14 protein-coding genes are annotated in these 14,594 nt (G+C 48.1%); 13 read left to right on the top strand and 1 reads right to left on the bottom strand.

Features of this window, described 5'->3' with window-relative positions; all coding sequences use genetic code 11:
* Positions 1-55 precede the first annotated feature (55 nt).
* The 7 genes from MHH76_RS19795 (at position 56) to MHH76_RS19765 (ending at position 7,093) form a co-directional block, all read left to right on the top strand.
* On the top strand, positions 56-1,234 hold the full coding sequence (locus MHH76_RS19795; RefSeq protein ID WP_023857057.1) for an acetyl-CoA C-acetyltransferase: 1,179 nt from the start codon (positions 56-58) through the stop codon (positions 1,232-1,234).
* Positions 1,235-1,250: 16 nt separating this feature from the next.
* Positions 1,251-2,114: a 3-hydroxybutyryl-CoA dehydrogenase gene (locus tag MHH76_RS19790; RefSeq protein ID WP_023857058.1), complete on the top strand. Its 864-nt coding sequence runs from the start codon at positions 1,251-1,253 to the stop codon at positions 2,112-2,114.
* A 12-nt stretch (positions 2,115-2,126) separates the two neighbouring features.
* Positions 2,127-3,257: an acyl-CoA dehydrogenase family protein gene (locus MHH76_RS19785; protein WP_023857059.1), complete on the top strand. Its 1,131-nt coding sequence runs from the start codon at positions 2,127-2,129 to the stop codon at positions 3,255-3,257.
* A gap of 12 nt (positions 3,258-3,269) precedes the next feature.
* Entirely contained in the window at positions 3,270-4,409 is a 1,140-nt protein-coding gene (locus MHH76_RS19780; protein WP_023857060.1) for an acyl-CoA dehydrogenase, read from the top strand.
* Positions 4,409-4,555 carry a hypothetical protein gene (locus tag MHH76_RS19775; RefSeq protein WP_164468295.1) on the top strand — a complete coding sequence of 49 codons (147 nt, stop codon included), beginning with the start codon at positions 4,409-4,411 and terminating at the stop codon, positions 4,553-4,555. Before MHH76_RS19780 ends, MHH76_RS19775 begins: the two co-directional genes overlap by 1 nt.
* Positions 4,556-4,710: 155 nt before the next feature.
* Entirely contained in the window at positions 4,711-5,229 is a 519-nt protein-coding gene (gene rpoE, locus MHH76_RS19770; RefSeq protein ID WP_023857062.1) for a DNA-directed RNA polymerase subunit delta, read from the top strand.
* A gap of 256 nt (positions 5,230-5,485) precedes the next feature.
* A complete protein-coding gene (locus tag MHH76_RS19765) occupies positions 5,486-7,093 on the top strand; it encodes a CTP synthase (RefSeq protein WP_020453291.1) in 1,608 nt (535 codons plus the stop codon).
* A gap of 136 nt (positions 7,094-7,229) precedes the next feature.
* Here the strand turns inward: MHH76_RS19765 and MHH76_RS19760 are convergent, their stop codons facing one another.
* On the bottom strand, positions 7,230-7,760 hold the full coding sequence (locus MHH76_RS19760; RefSeq protein ID WP_023857063.1) for a DUF2529 domain-containing protein: 531 nt from the start codon (positions 7,758-7,760) through the stop codon (positions 7,230-7,232).
* 173 nt (positions 7,761-7,933) lie between these two features.
* Here MHH76_RS19760 and MHH76_RS19755 point away from each other — a divergent pair, with 173 nt between their 5' ends.
* From MHH76_RS19755 to rho, 6 genes are all read left to right on the top strand, one after another.
* Complete coding sequence (locus tag MHH76_RS19755) at positions 7,934-8,311, top strand: response regulator (protein WP_094777382.1); 378 nt, start codon at positions 7,934-7,936, stop codon at positions 8,309-8,311.
* A 202-nt stretch (positions 8,312-8,513) separates the two neighbouring features.
* A complete protein-coding gene (locus MHH76_RS19750) occupies positions 8,514-9,371 on the top strand; it encodes a class II fructose-bisphosphate aldolase (protein ID WP_020453288.1) in 858 nt (285 codons plus the stop codon).
* A gap of 229 nt (positions 9,372-9,600) precedes the next feature.
* The gene (fsa, locus tag MHH76_RS19745) at positions 9,601-10,236 is read left to right on the top strand and encodes a fructose-6-phosphate aldolase (protein WP_020453287.1); all 636 of its coding nucleotides are present in this window, start codon (positions 9,601-9,603) and stop codon (positions 10,234-10,236) included.
* A gap of 256 nt (positions 10,237-10,492) precedes the next feature.
* The gene (locus MHH76_RS19740) at positions 10,493-11,782 is read left to right on the top strand and encodes a UDP-N-acetylglucosamine 1-carboxyvinyltransferase (protein WP_023857064.1); all 1,290 of its coding nucleotides are present in this window, start codon (positions 10,493-10,495) and stop codon (positions 11,780-11,782) included.
* 66 nt (positions 11,783-11,848) lie between these two features.
* On the top strand, positions 11,849-12,814 hold the full coding sequence (gene glpX / locus MHH76_RS19735) for a class II fructose-bisphosphatase (protein ID WP_023857065.1): 966 nt from the start codon (positions 11,849-11,851) through the stop codon (positions 12,812-12,814).
* A 450-nt stretch (positions 12,815-13,264) separates the two neighbouring features.
* On the top strand, positions 13,265-14,548 hold the full coding sequence (gene rho, locus MHH76_RS19730) for a transcription termination factor Rho (RefSeq protein WP_003186053.1): 1,284 nt from the start codon (positions 13,265-13,267) through the stop codon (positions 14,546-14,548).
* The last annotated feature ends 46 nt before the right edge of the window (positions 14,549-14,594 follow it).

Here is a 14,594-nt window from a genome sequence, read left to right as displayed (position 1 = left end):
CCGCCTTCTTTTATCTTCGGTATGCACAAATCATGATAAGGGGAGAGGATGTCAGGTGGCGAGATCGGTTATTGCAGGCGGCGCGCGCACGCCTTTTGGAAAACTCGGGGGCGCGCTTCAGTCAAAGACGGCAGCGGAGCTCGGCGGAATCGCCGTAAAAGAAGCATTAAAACGTTCCGGTGTACATCCTGAGGATGTCGATGAAGTCATTATGGGTTCCGTTCTTCAAGGCGGACAGGGGCAGCTGCCGTCGAGACAGGCTGCGCGTTTTGCGGGACTGCCGTGGGATGTCAAAACGGAAACGATTAATAAAGTGTGCGCTTCAGGTTTAAGAAGCGTCACAATGGCGGATCAGATCATCCGGGCCGGTGATGCGGAGGTCATTGCAGCAGGAGGTATGGAATCGATGTCAAATGCCCCTTATTTGCTTCAAAAAGCGAGATGGGGGCTGAGAATGGGAGACGGAGCGGTTAAAGATTTGATGATCACAGACGGGCTGACATGCTCATTTACGGGTGTTCATATGGGCTCCTACGGAAATGCCGCTGCGAAAGAGTTGGAGATTGCAAGAGAAGAACAGGATCGATGGGCGCTCAGGAGCCACATGCGGGCCGTACAGGCTGCAGCTTCAGGTGCGCTCGGAGAAGAGATCGTCCCTGTTTGTATACCGCAGAAGCGGGGCGGCGAATTAACGGTTGATCAAGATGAAGCTCCGCGGCGCGATACGTCATTGGAAAGGCTGTCACAGCTTGCTCCGGTTTTTGACCACGACGGGACAATTACTGCGGGAAACGCGCCGGGGGTAAATGACGGAGCATGCTCGCTTATCGTGATGAATGAAGACAGGGCAAAGGAACTCAATGTGAATGTGTCCGCCGTCATTAAAGCGCACACATCCATTGCAGTCGAAGCCAAAGACTTCCCGAAAACCCCAGGGCTTGTCATCAGAGAACTGCTTAACAAAACCGGAGCTGAGCTTTCTGATATCAAACTGTTTGAAATCAATGAAGCGTTCGCCGCGGTAGCTTTGGCAAGCGGAAAGATCGTGGGCCTTGACATGGAGAAGGTCAATGTCAACGGCGGCGCCATCGCGCTAGGTCATCCGATCGGCGCGAGCGGGGCAAGAATCATTTTGACGCTTATGTACGAATTAAAACGGCGCGGCGGCGGTACAGGTATTGCTGCCATTTGCAGCGGCGGCGGTCAGGGAGACGCCGTGATGATCGAGGTATAAAAAAGGGGGAGTTTAAATGAAAAAAGACACGATCATGGTCATCGGAGCCGGCCAGATGGGGGCCGGGATCGCCCAGGTCTCTGCCCAGGCCGGATACAATGTTTACATGTACGACGTATCACCTGACCAAATTGAAAAGGGAATGAAGCGCATTTCCGGCCAGCTAGTCAGACAGGCGGAAAAAGGCAAGCTTCCGCATGGAGACGTACAGCAAATCTACCAGCGTCTTTCTCCTTCGGCTTCGCTCGACGATGCGCGGGAAGCTTTTCTCATCATTGAAGCGGCTGTTGAGCAAATGGATGTAAAAAAAGAGATTTTCAAACGGCTTGATGAAGTGACCGAAGACTCAGCCCTATTGGCATCAAATACATCGTCATTGTCGATTACGGAACTCGCTTCCGTCACGAAAAAACCTCAAAATGTCATCGGCATGCATTTTATGAACCCGGTTCCGGTCATGCAGCTTGTCGAGGTCATCAGGGGGCTTGAGACGAGCGGCGAAACATATGAAACCGTCGTGGCTGCGGCGGAGCGGATGAACAAGGTTCCGATCGAGGTGCGGGATTTTCCGGGATTTATCTCCAACCGCATTTTAATGCCGATGATTAACGAGGCGGTTTTTGCGCTTTATGAAGGCGTCGCCGAGAAAGAAAGCATAGACGGAATCATGAAGCTTGGCATGAACCATCCGATGGGCCCGCTGGCTCTCGCTGACCTGATTGGTCTGGATACGTGTCTGTATATTATGGAGACGTTGCATGAAGGTTTTGGCGATGATAAATACCGGCCTTGTCCGCTCCTTAAACAATATGTCAGCGCAGGACGTCTCGGAAAGAAAACGGGCAGAGGGTTTTATACGTACGAAAAGCAGCCGACATAAGGAGGGGTGACCTTGAATTTTCAGTTTACAGAAGAGCAGACCCGCATGCAGAAGATTGTCAGGCAATTTGTTAAACAGGAGGTCGCTCCTTTTGTACCTGAAATGGAGAAAGGGCGTTTTCCAACCTCTCTTTTGAAGAAAATGGCGGAGCGCGGCTGGATGGGGCTTCCGATTCCGGCTAAGTACAGCGGGGCCGGTCATGACTTTATCACCTATATAATGATCATCCATGAGCTGTCAAAGAAAAGCGCCGTTCTTGGCGCGGTTCTATCTGTACACACGTCAATTGTCACCATTCCCATTCTTTTATACGGAAATGAGCGGCAAAAAGAACATTATGTTAAAAAGCTGGCAGCAGGGCAGTACTTGGGAGCCTTTTGTTTAACCGAACCGAGTGCCGGTTCCGATGCGGGCAGTCTAAAAACCAGGGCCGAAAAGCGCGGCGATACCTATGTGCTCAACGGTACGAAAGTTTTTATCACAAACGGCGGAGCCGCCGACATTTATCTTGTTTTTGCTTCAACCGATCCGAAAGCGGGAACGGAGGGCATTTCGGCTTTTATCGTGGAGAAGGGCACGCCGGGCTTTTTTATTGGGAAAAATGAAGAGAAAATGGGGCTTCACGGTTCGCTGACGGTCACTTTAAATTTTGATAACGCTGTCATTCCCGCCCGGCAGCTGCTGGGGAAGGAAGGTAAAGGATTCAAAATGGCCCTTTCCAATCTGGATACCGGGCGGATCGGAATTGCGGCGCAGGCTCTGGGCATCGCCGAAGGAGCGCTTTCTGAAGCCATCGAATTTCTAAAAATACGGTATCCGGACGGAGAGCTGTATAAGAACGGACAAGGGCTTGCTTTTATGCTGGCCGACATGGCGGCGAGGACAGAGGCTGCCAGGCTTCTCGTTTATCAGGCCGCTTCGCTGAAACAACAAGGCGTCCAGACGGGAAAGGCTGCTTCAATGGCCAAACTGTTCGCTTCGGAAACGGCAATGTATGTCGCCGGAGAGGCCGTGCAGCTGCTCGGAGATTTTGGATATACAAAGGATTTCAGCGCTGAACGATATTTCAGGGATGCGAAAGTGTGTGAAATTTATGAGGGCACAAGCGAGATCCAGCGGATCGTCATCGGTAAGCATTTATAAGGGGGGAAAAGAATGATCTTTAAGCTGAGTGAAGAGCACCAAATGATACAAAAGATGGTGCGCGACTTTGCCCGTCAAGAGGTGGAGCCGACTGCAAAGGAGCGGGATGAGGAAGAGCTGTTTGACATGGAACTGTTTTCCAAAATGGCGGAATTGGGGTTGACGGGAATACCGTGGCCTGAGGAATACGGGGGGATCGGCAGTGACTACCTCGCCTATGTCATCGCAGTAGAAGAGCTTTCGAAAGTCTGCGCCTCAACGGGCGTCACCTTGTCAGCCCATACTTCGCTTGCAGGCTGGCCGATTTATGCATTTGGAACGGAAGAACAGAAGCAGGAATACTTAAAGCCGATGGCCCGCGGTGAAAAGATAGGCGCCTACGGATTGACGGAGCCCGGTTCAGGCTCTGATGCCGGCGGCATGAAAACGACCGCGGTCAGAAATGGTGATGATTATATTTTAAATGGAACGAAGATCTTTATCACAAACGGCGGAATTGCAGACATCTACATCGTGTTTGCCAACCTTGCGCCGGAACAGAAGCACAAAGGCACAACCGCTTTTATCGTTGAAAAGGATTTTCCCGGTTTTTCTGTCGGAAAAAAAGAAAGGAAGCTGGGCATCCGTTCATCGCCGACAACCGAAATTATCTTTCAGGACTGCCGCGTGCCTTTAAAAAACCGCCTTGGCGGGGAAGGTGAAGGCTTTAAAATCGCAATGCAGACGCTTGATGGAGGAAGAAACGGAATTGCCGCTCAAGCCGTCGGGATTGCCCAGGGTGCATTTGAGGCGGCGAAGGCGTATGCGAAAGAGCGGAAGCAATTCGGCAGGCCGATCGCCGAGCAGCAGGGCATCGCTTTTAAACTGGCTGATATGGCGACGGAGATTGAAGCTTCAAGGCTTTTAACCTACCAGGCGGCATGGCTGGAATCAGAGGGGCTGCCTTATGGAAAAGCTTCCGCGATGTCGAAGCTATATGCAGGGGATACGGCTATGAAAGTGACGACGGAGGCCGTGCAAATATTCGGCGGATACGGCTATACAAAGGATTATCCGGTCGAGCGCTTTATGCGCGATGCAAAAATCACTCAAATCTATGAAGGAACGCAGGAAATACAGAAGCTCGTCATTTCGAGAATGCTGATGAAATAATGGCGGAAAACAGCCGTCTGGCACGGTTTGGACTGCTGCCGGCGGACAGGCCGCCGACGCAGTTTTTTCGTTTTCAAGGGGCCGGACGCTCCCGGCTGTTCTATGTTTCAATCCCGCTTGCCGCCGATTTCCAATGCAACAGGTAAAAATTATTGAATTAACGGGAATAAAGGTGGCATAAAGTGATTTCTTTTGTTTATAATGAGAGGTATGGTTTGTCGTAAAGACAGGGATTACATGCTTATTTTCTATGACAGAGATAGTAGATACATACATGAAGATAGAAAGGGAGTGTCTGGCGATGAGTTTGAAACAATACTCAGAGGAACAGCTAAAGGAAATGGCTTTAGTTGAAATCGCATACGAAATTTTTTCGGAACACAAAAAACCGATTACATTCCAGGAGCTAACAGATCAAGTGGCTTCCTTGCTTGGAATGGGGAAAGAAGAGCTGGAAGACCGCATCGCCCAGTTCTACACAGATTTAAATATCGACGGACGCTTTTTGGCGCTGTCAGACCAAACGTGGGGCCTGCGCAGCTGGTATCCGTATGATCAGCTTGATGAAGAAACACAACCGACTGTAAAAGCGAAAAAGAAAAAAGCGAAAAAAGTGGTTGAAGAAGATCTTGATCTTGACGAATTCGAAGAAATCGACGAGGATGATATTCTTCTTGACGATGTCGAAGACGACTTGGACATTGCCGCCGATGAATTCGAAGAAATCGATGAAGCCGACGATGATGAACTGGATGATCTTGAAGACGAGATCCTGGACGATGATGATGAAGATTTTGAAGAAGAGGAAGACGAGGAGTAATTTTGCCGCCTGAACGGAATTCATGTTTAAATCGATCTTGACTTTCACAGGCGAACTATGTAGTATGTATTTTGGGCTCTTCAAAACGAAGAGATTCGAGTGATACGGACTATCAGCTCCCTTTCAAGAAATTGAAAGGGAGCTTTCTTGTTTTTCCGCCTCCTTATCATTTAAATCATTTAGAAAAGATCTAAATGATTTTTCATAAAAAGAGCATTTTAAGGAATAAGCGTTAATCGAAGAGAGGGGTACAGAAATGACAAAATATATCTTTGTAACCGGAGGAGTTGTATCCTCGCTTGGAAAAGGAATTACGGCGTCTTCGCTCGGCCGCCTGCTGAAGAACAGAGGTTTGAATGTCACCATTCAAAAATTTGACCCGTATATCAACGTAGACCCGGGGACAATGAGCCCGTATCAGCACGGTGAAGTGTTCGTAACCGACGACGGTGCGGAAACGGATCTTGACCTCGGCCACTATGAGCGCTTCATCGACATCAATTTAAATAAATACAGCAACGTGACAACAGGAAAAATCTATTCCACGGTGCTGAAAAAAGAGCGCAGAGGCGATTATTTAGGCGGTACCGTACAGGTTATACCTCATATCACAAATGAAATTAAAGACCGCGTATTCCGCGCCGGAAAAGAAACGGGCGCTGATGTCGTGATCACCGAAATCGGCGGAACCGTCGGTGATATCGAATCGCTGCCGTTTCTTGAAGCGATCCGCCAGATCAAGAGCGATGTCGGCCGCGACAATGTGATGTACATTCACTGTACGCTAGTTCCATATCTTAAAGCGGCGGGAGAAATGAAAACAAAGCCGACTCAGCACAGCGTAAAAGAACTGCGCAGCCTCGGCATTCAGCCAAATGTCATCGTCGTGAGAACAGAAATGCCGATTTCTCAGGACATGAAAGATAAAATCGCGCTGTTCTGCGACATCGATCCTAAAGCCGTCATCGAGGCCGGCGATGCGGATACGCTCTACTCCATTCCTCTCGACCTGCAAAAACAAGGGCTGGACAGCTTAGTCTGCAGCCACTTGAAGCTGGATTGCAGAGAAGCCGATATGGAAGAATGGAAAGAACTTGTCAAAAAGGTAAAAAGTCTGTCCAAAACGGTGACAATCGCTTTGGTTGGTAAATACGTCGAGCTCCCGGATGCCTACATTTCAGTTGTGGAATCGCTTCGCCATGCGGGTTATGCGTTTGACGCAGACATTCAGGTTAAATGGATCAATGCGGAAGAAGTGACGGAAGACAACGTTGCCGATCTTGTTCAGAATGCGGATGGTATTCTTGTGCCGGGCGGATTTGGAGACCGCGGTGTTGAAGGGAAAATCACGACAGTCAAATATGCCCGCGAACAAAAGATTCCGTTCTTCGGCATTTGCCTCGGAATGCAGGTGGCATCGATTGAATACGCAAGAAATGTGCTCGGTCTTGAAGGAGCGCACTCAGCCGAAATCGATCCTTCCACACCGTATCCGATTATCGACCTTCTCCCTGAACAAAAGGACATTGAAGACCTCGGCGGAACACTGCGTCTCGGACTTTATCCGTGCAAGCTTCAAGAAGGGTCGAAAGCGTATCAGGCATATGAAAATGAAGTGGTCTATGAACGCCACCGCCACCGCTATGAATTCAACAACGAATTCAGACAGCAGATGGAAGAAGCCGGATTTGTATTTTCCGGGACAAGCCCTGACGGCCGTCTCGTGGAGATTATCGAGCTTAAAGATCATCCATGGTTTGTCGCGTCTCAGTTCCACCCTGAATTCACGTCAAGACCGACAAGACCTCAGGCTCTGTTCAGAGACTTCGTACATGCTTCGCTGAAGACTTCGGAAAAGCTGTAAAAAAGAAAAAGGCCTGCCGGCACATCACGCCGGCAGGCCTTTTTTGGATTTTTCTGGTGATAATGGCGGCCCGAACTGGTACTATATTCATTAAGGCCGGCCCCACCGTCATTAATTTCCTTTAGGCAACCCTGTTTTATTGGTATTCCTGAAGAATTTCCTTTAATGTAAAGGATAGGGCATGATAAATGTAGAGGCTGACCATCAGGGACGGAAATCCGAACCTTGTTCCGTCTTCATCGGGAAGAAGCGGCATTCTCAGCTTTGAATCGATATGGACATCGGCGAATGATGCGATCGGGGCGCCGTCTTTTCCCGAAGGGGAGACGACAACAAGTCCGATTCCTCTTTCATACAGTTTTTCCGCCATTTTCAGCTCTTCGTCATCCGCTGAACCGGCGCAGAACATCAGCACTTTGTCCGTCATTTCAAAATCGGGCCAGTTTTCTTCGTTCTTCGGCAGCACTTTGACTGAGGGGAACGGTTCAGAACTGTACATCGCTTCTTTCAAAATGCCTTCCAATTCATTTTTTCCGTATACATAAACCGAATGATCACTGATGACCGCCTGAGCCAACAAGCGGGCGCCGTCCTCTATCGATTGGGCCTCGCCCTCTTGAATCCGGTTGAAGATTCCCGTCAATTGAGTGGTGAAAATTTTAAGCAAGCTGACTCCTCCTTTTTTACTGACTATCATTATATAACAAAAGAGAATAATGGGAAAAATCCTCTAAATATGTCGCAAACTTAAATATTTTAATTAAAGGAAAAGAGAAAAACAAAACAGAATAGATAAACTACTGCTTAATTTTGGCGAAAATTATAAATATAGAGGTGTAAATCATGAATGAGAAGATTTTAATCGTAGACGACCAGTACGGGATTCGGGTTCTGCTGAATGAAGTTTTCAATAAAGAAGGATACAAAACCTTCCAGGCTGCGAACGGGATTCAAGCGCTTGACATTGTGAAAAACCAGCGCCCCGACCTCGTTTTGCTCGATATGAAAATCCCCGGCATGGACGGAATTGAAATTTTGAAAAGGATGAAGGTCATTGACGAGGGGATCCGGGTCATCATTATGACGGCCTACGGAGAGCTCGACATGATCCAGGAATCGAAGGAGCTCGGAGCCCTGACGCACTTTGCGAAGCCTTTTGACATCGACGAAATTCGCGATGCCGTTAAAACCTATCTGCCTATAAAGTCCAACGGATAGCTGAAAAGTTTTTGATGTTGTCACAGTCACAATGTTGCCGATTTGTTGATTAATTGTTATTCTATATAAGTAGAGAAAAGCTATCTAACGTTTTTAAAAAACCAAAACATTTTACATATGGCGGTTTTTTCTGGTCATGCTAGGTAGGTGTGGAGGCTTTTTTCGCAAAAGCAAATCAGGCTACATAAGGAGGACTTTCGACATGCCTTTAGTATCAATGACGGAAATGTTGAATAAAGCAAAAGAAAACGGATATGCTGTCGGACAATTTAACTTAAATAACCTTGAGTTCACTCAAGCGATTTTACAAGCCGCTGAAGAAGAGAAATCTCCTGTTATCCTCGGTGTATCAGAAGGTGCAGGACGCTATATGGGCGGATTTAAAACCGTTGTGGCAATGGTTAAAGCGCTGATGGAAGAATACAACGTAACAGTACCTGTTGCGATTCATTTAGACCACGGCTCAAGCTTTGAATCTTGTGCAAAAGCGATTCATGCGGGATTCACTTCCGTTATGATCGACGCTTCCCACCATCCTTTCGAGGAGAACGTTGCGACGACTTCAAAAGTTGTTGAGCTTGCTCATTTCCACGGTGTATCAGTTGAAGCTGAGCTTGGAACTGTAGGCGGACAGGAAGACGACGTAATTGCTGAAGGCGTCATCTACGCGGACCCTAAAGAGTGTCAAGAACTTGTTGAGCGCACAGGAATCGACTGCCTTGCACCTGCATTAGGTTCTGTTCACGGCCCTTACAAAGGCGAACCAAACCTTGGATTCAAAGAAATGGAAGAAATCGGAAACACAACTGGTCTTCCGCTCGTACTTCACGGCGGTACAGGCATTCCGACTGCCGACATCAAGAAAGCTATTTCTTTAGGTACGGCAAAAATCAACGTCAACACTGAAAACCAAATCGCTTCTGCGAAAGCTGTTCGCGAAACGCTTGCTGCGAAGCCTGAAGAGTATGATCCGCGCAAATACCTCGGACCTGCACGCGAAGCTATCAAAGAAACAGTGATCGGCAAAATGCGTGAATTTGGTTCTTCAAACAAAGCATAATGACGATTGGAAAAGCATCTGTTTTCCCGCAAAGCCGGGGGAACAGGATGTTTTTCTGATGTTTTAGGGAAGTGCTGTTAACACATGCCTTTGACGGCATGAGGCTCTTTTGCTTCCCGTTCAGTCAAAAAAGCCGCCTGATAGCGACAGGCGGTTTTATCCATATCATCCGGAAAGCGCAAACATGTTCCACAGTTCAGACATTTTCATGACAGGAGGTTTTATCAATATGCTGTTTTTTATTGATACTGCAAATTTAGACGAAATCAAAGAGGCACACGCTCTCGGCGTGCTTGCAGGAGTTACGACAAATCCTAGTTTAGTAGCAAAAGAAAACATTTCGTTTCATGACCGTCTGCGTGAAATTACCGAAGTGGTTTCTGGGTCAGTCAGCGCCGAGGTTATTTCTCTGAAGGCTGAAGAGATGATTGAAGAAGGAAAAGAGCTTGCGAAAATCGCGCCGAATATTACGGTGAAAATTCCGATGACGTCTGACGGCCTGAAAGCTGTTAAAGCATTAACCGATCTCGGGATTAAAACGAACGTCACGCTGATCTTCAGCGCAAACCAGGCGCTTCTTGCCGCAAGAGCAGGAGCTACGTATGTTTCCCCGTTCCTGGGACGCCTTGACGATATCGGCCACAACGGCCTCGATTTGATCAGTGAAATTAAACAAATTTTCGATGTGCACGGTTTGGACACGCAAATCATCGCCGCGTCCATCCGCCATGCGCAGCATGTGACTGAAGCCGCGCTAAGGGGAGCGCATATCGGTACGATGCCTCTCAAAGTCATTCATCAGCTTACAAAGCACCCGCTGACTGATAAAGGGATTGAACAGTTTTTAGCTGACTGGAATAAATAATTGCTTCATGTGGGTGGCAAGTGGAGGGGCTCCCTCCGTTTGTCACCATTTTGTCTTACAAAGAGAAATGAATGTTTTGCAGAAGAGAACCTTGCCGCAGTCTGCTTCGCTACTTTTCTTCCCGATAAATTTAAAATGTTTGTATTCTTTCTCTTTTAATTGGATAGATTTTGAAATGAACCATTTATTTTGAGTCTGAAGGAAATCTCATTATGAAGCGCTCCATTAGCTATCTTCTTTAAGGAAGGAGACGATCATGGAAAAGTTAAATATAGCCGGCGGCGATCCTCTCAATGGCACAGTACATATAAGCGGAGCGAAAAACAGCGCTGTCGCTCTCATACCCGCGACGATTTTGGCTGATTCGACGGTTACGCTTGAAGGCCTTCCCCATATTTCAGACATTTTGACGCTGCGCGATCTGCTGAGAGAGATCGGCGGAAACGTTCACTTTGAAAAGGGAGAAATGGTCGTTGATCCTGCGCCGATGATCAGCATGCCTTTGCCGAATGGAAAAGTGAAACAGCTTCGGGCTTCTTATTACTTAATGGGCGCAATGCTCGGACGCTTTAAGAAAGCGGTCATCGGCCTTCCGGGCGGCTGCCACCTCGGTCCGAGACCGATTGATCAGCATATCAAAGGTTTCGAGGCGCTCGGAGCCGAAGTGACGAACGAACAGGGTGCGATCTATCTGCGTGCGGAGGAATTAAAAGGCGCGCGCATTTATCTTGATGTCGTCAGTGTTGGAGCAACGATCAACATCATGCTTGCCGCCGTGCTTGCCAAAGGCAGAACCGTAATTGAAAATGCTGCGAAAGAACCTGAGATTATCGATGTTGCGACCCTTTTAACGAGCATGGGAGCAAAAATAAAAGGTGCCGGTACGGATGTCATTCGCATCGAAGGCGTTGAGTCGCTTCACGGGTGCAGACACTCGATTATTCCGGACCGGATCGAAGCTGGCACTTTCATGATCGCAGCTGCTTCCATGGGACAAGAAGTGCTGATTGATAATGTGATTCCGACGCATTTGGAATCGTTAATCGCCAAGCTCCGCGAAATGGGAGTTCGAATCGAAGAAAGCAGCGAGCAGATTTTAATGGTCGGCGGACAGAAAGAGCTGAAACCCGTCGATTTAAAAACGCTCGTATACCCCGGTTTTCCGACAGATCTGCAGCAGCCGATGACATCGCTCTTAACGAAGGCAAACGGGACGAGCGTCGTCACTGACACCATTTATTCCGCCCGCTTCAAACATATTGACGAGCTGAGGCGCATGGGCGCGTCGATGAAGGTCGAAGGCAGATCGGCGATTATTACCGGTCCCGTTCCTCTGCAGGGCGCCAAGGTGAAAGCGAGCGATCTGCGGGCGGGAGCGTGTCTCGTTGTTGCGGGTCTAATGGCGGAAGGAGTCACGGAAATCACCGGTTTGGAGCACCTTGACAGAGGCTACAGCCAGCTTGAAGAAAAGCTGGCAAAGCTTGGGGCCACTGTCTGGCGCGAAAAATTGACAGACCAGGAAATTGAACAGCTGCAAAATTCCTGATGGACAAATGCTGTGATAGATCAAACATAAAACGATTTCATACGGGTGAGGGGAGATTAGATAGGAATGGAAAGAAGCTTATCGATGGAACTGGTGCGTGTGACAGAAGCGGCTGCGCTTAAGTCAGCGCGCTGGATGGGTAGAGGTAAAAAGGACGAGGCCGACGACGCTGCGACAAGCGCCATGAGGGATGTATTTGACACCATTCCTATGAAGGGAACGGTCGTAATCGGAGAAGGGGAAATGGACGAAGCGCCGATGCTTTATATTGGAGAAAAGCTCGGCAACGGCTACGGCCCTCGCGTAGACGTAGCAGTAGATCCTCTCGAAGGGACGAACATCGTCGCAAGCGGCGGATGGAACGCACTCGCAGTCATTGCTGTGGCTGATCACGGAAACTTGCTGAATGCGCCTGACATGTATATGGATAAAATCGCTGTAGGTCCTGAAGCTGTCGGCTGCATCGATATTGAAGCGCCTGTGATTGATAACTTAAAAGCTGTGGCAAAAGCAAAAAATAAAGATGTAGAAGATGTCGTAGCCACGATTTTGAACCGTTCGCGGCACGAGGAAATCATCCATGAGCTTCGCGAAGCAGGCGCCCGAATCAAGCTGATCAACGACGGGGACGTGGCCGGTGCCATTAACACCGCTTTTGATCATACAGGCGTCGATATTTTATTCGGCTCAGGAGGAGCTCCGGAAGGCGTCTTGTCTGCTGTCGCACTCAAAGCTCTCGGAGGAGAAATTCACGGAAAGCTTCTTCCTCAAAACGAAGAAGAACTGAGACGCTGTGAAAAGATGGGGCTTGATACGGGCAAAGTGCTCCGCATGGAAGACCTCGTCAAAGGAGACGACGCGATTTTTGCTGCAACCGGTGTCACAGACGGAGAGCTCTTAAAAGGCGTGCAATTCAAAGGATCTGTTGGAACGACCCACAGTATAGTCATGAGAGCGAAATCCGGTACGGTGCGGTTTGTGGACGGAAGACACAGTCTCAAGAAAAAACCTAACCTGGTCATCCGGCCATAAGAAAAAGCGGGGATATAGATGACCCGCTTTTCCCTTGTATTTCACTTCACGAATTGAATCAAGGTTCATACTCTGATACAATAGCTAACGGCTTTTCTTCTTTATGTCAAGGCATTTTCAAAACAGGGTCATCTCTATCAATTTCATGTCAAATCGTAAATGAAGTTGAATATGTACGACAAATGGGGTAAAACTAAAGAGTGCTGCGAAATTTTCTGCACATGTTGGTTCTTAGAGAGCCAAAATCCTGCCGCATCTATCAGATATGCGATTATCTTCTCTTGTTAAGTCCTCGCTTCTTTCTCGACTCATACTTATAATCCTTTTCAATACGTCGATATATATGGGTAGAAGCGTTGCCGGTAAACGAATCGGCAGTATAATCAAGCGTCTTTCATGAAATTGATGAGACAAAGTAAATTATTCGATTAGAAAAGAGTGGTGTTCTTAGTGAAAGATGTATCCATTTCATCTTTGGAAAATATGAAATTAAAAGAGCTGTATGAGCTTGCAAGGCATTATAAAGTCTCTTATTACAGCAAACTGACAAAAAAGGAACTGATTTTTGCCATTCTGAAAGCGAACGCCGAACAGGAAGATCTGCTGTTCATGGAAGGCGTATTGGAAATCATCCAGTCTGAAGGGTTCGGCTTTCTCAGACCGATCAATTACTCCCCTAGTTCAGAGGATATCTATATTTCCGCTTCGCAAATCCGCCGTTTTGATTTGAGAAACGGTGACAAAGTGTCCGGAAAGGTCCGTCCTCCAAAAGAAAACGAACGGTATTACGGCCTTCTGCATGTTGAAGCGGTTAACGGCGACGATCCTGAATCGGCAAAAGAGCGCGTGCACTTTCCAGCGTTAACGCCTCTTTATCCAGACCGCCAGATGGTGCTTGAAACGAAACCGAATCACCTGTCAACACGGATCATGGACATGATGGCGCCGGTCGGATTTGGACAGCGCGGTCTGATCGTCGCTCCGCCTAAAGCAGGTAAAACCATGCTTTTGAAAGAGATCGCGAACAGCATCACAACCAACCATCCGGAGGCGGAGCTGATCGTGCTTCTTATCGATGAAAGGCCTGAGGAAGTGACTGATATCGAACGTTCGGTTGCAGGAGACGTCGTCAGCTCCACGTTTGACGAAGTGCCTGAAAACCACATCAAGGTGGCCGAGCTCGTATTGGAACGTGCGATGAGGCTTGTCGAACATAAAAAGGACGTCATCATTTTAATGGACAGCATTACAAGGCTTGCCCGCGCTTATAACCTAGTCATTCCACCGAGCGGCCGAACGTTGTCAGGGGGAATCGATCCCGGCGCTTTCCACCGTCCAAAGCGTTTCTTTGGAGCAGCCCGCAACATCGAAGAGGGCGGCAGCTTAACGATCTTGGCGACCGCGCTTGTCGACACGGGCTCGCGGATGGATGACGTCATTTATGAAGAATTTAAAGGGACAGGGAACATGGAGCTTCATCTTGACCGTTCTCTTGCGGAAAGAAGAATCTTTCCTGCCATTGATATTCGCCGTTCGGGTACGCGTAAAGAAGAACTTCTCGTTCCGAAAGAGCACCTTGACCGTCTGTGGTCCATCCGGAAAACGATGTCTGACACGCCTGATTTCGTCGAGAAATTTATGAGAAAAATGAAAAAGACGAAAACGAATCAGGAGTTTTTCGATATTCTGATCCAGGAATGGAAGCAAGCGAATATGTCGGCTGCAAGGCGCTGATTTAAAACTTTAGTTTGCAAAACGTCCGAATCGCTGTTATAATTTC

The sequence above is a fragment of the Bacillus sp. FSL L8-0193 genome, assembly GCF_037976065.1.
In the GTDB taxonomy this organism is placed as follows: domain Bacteria; phylum Bacillota; class Bacilli; order Bacillales; family Bacillaceae; genus Bacillus; species Bacillus paralicheniformis.
Note: the sequence above shows the minus strand (reverse complement) of the source record. Positions and strands in the feature narration are given on the sequence as shown.

Bases quoted from the DNA above. Each gene is read 5' to 3' on its own strand.
- MHH76_RS19765 (WP_020453291.1), top strand. From the start codon at position 5,486: ATGACAAAATATATCTTTGTAACCGGAGGAGTTGTATCCTCGCTTGGA.
- rpoE (WP_023857062.1), top strand. From the start codon at position 4,711: ATGAGTTTGAAACAATACTCAGAGGAACAGCTAAAGGAAATGGCTTTA.
- MHH76_RS19750 (WP_020453288.1), top strand. From the start codon at position 8,514: ATGCCTTTAGTATCAATGACGGAAATGTTGAATAAAGCAAAAGAAAAC.
- MHH76_RS19775 (WP_164468295.1), top strand. From the start codon at position 4,409: ATGGCGGAAAACAGCCGTCTGGCACGGTTTGGACTGCTGCCGGCGGAC.
- MHH76_RS19780 (WP_023857060.1), top strand. From the start codon at position 3,270: ATGATCTTTAAGCTGAGTGAAGAGCACCAAATGATACAAAAGATGGTG.
- MHH76_RS19740 (WP_023857064.1), top strand. From the start codon at position 10,493: ATGGAAAAGTTAAATATAGCCGGCGGCGATCCTCTCAATGGCACAGTA.
- glpX (WP_023857065.1), top strand. From the start codon at position 11,849: ATGGAAAGAAGCTTATCGATGGAACTGGTGCGTGTGACAGAAGCGGCT.
- MHH76_RS19790 (WP_023857058.1), top strand. From the start codon at position 1,251: ATGAAAAAAGACACGATCATGGTCATCGGAGCCGGCCAGATGGGGGCC.
- fsa (WP_020453287.1), top strand. From the start codon at position 9,601: ATGCTGTTTTTTATTGATACTGCAAATTTAGACGAAATCAAAGAGGCA.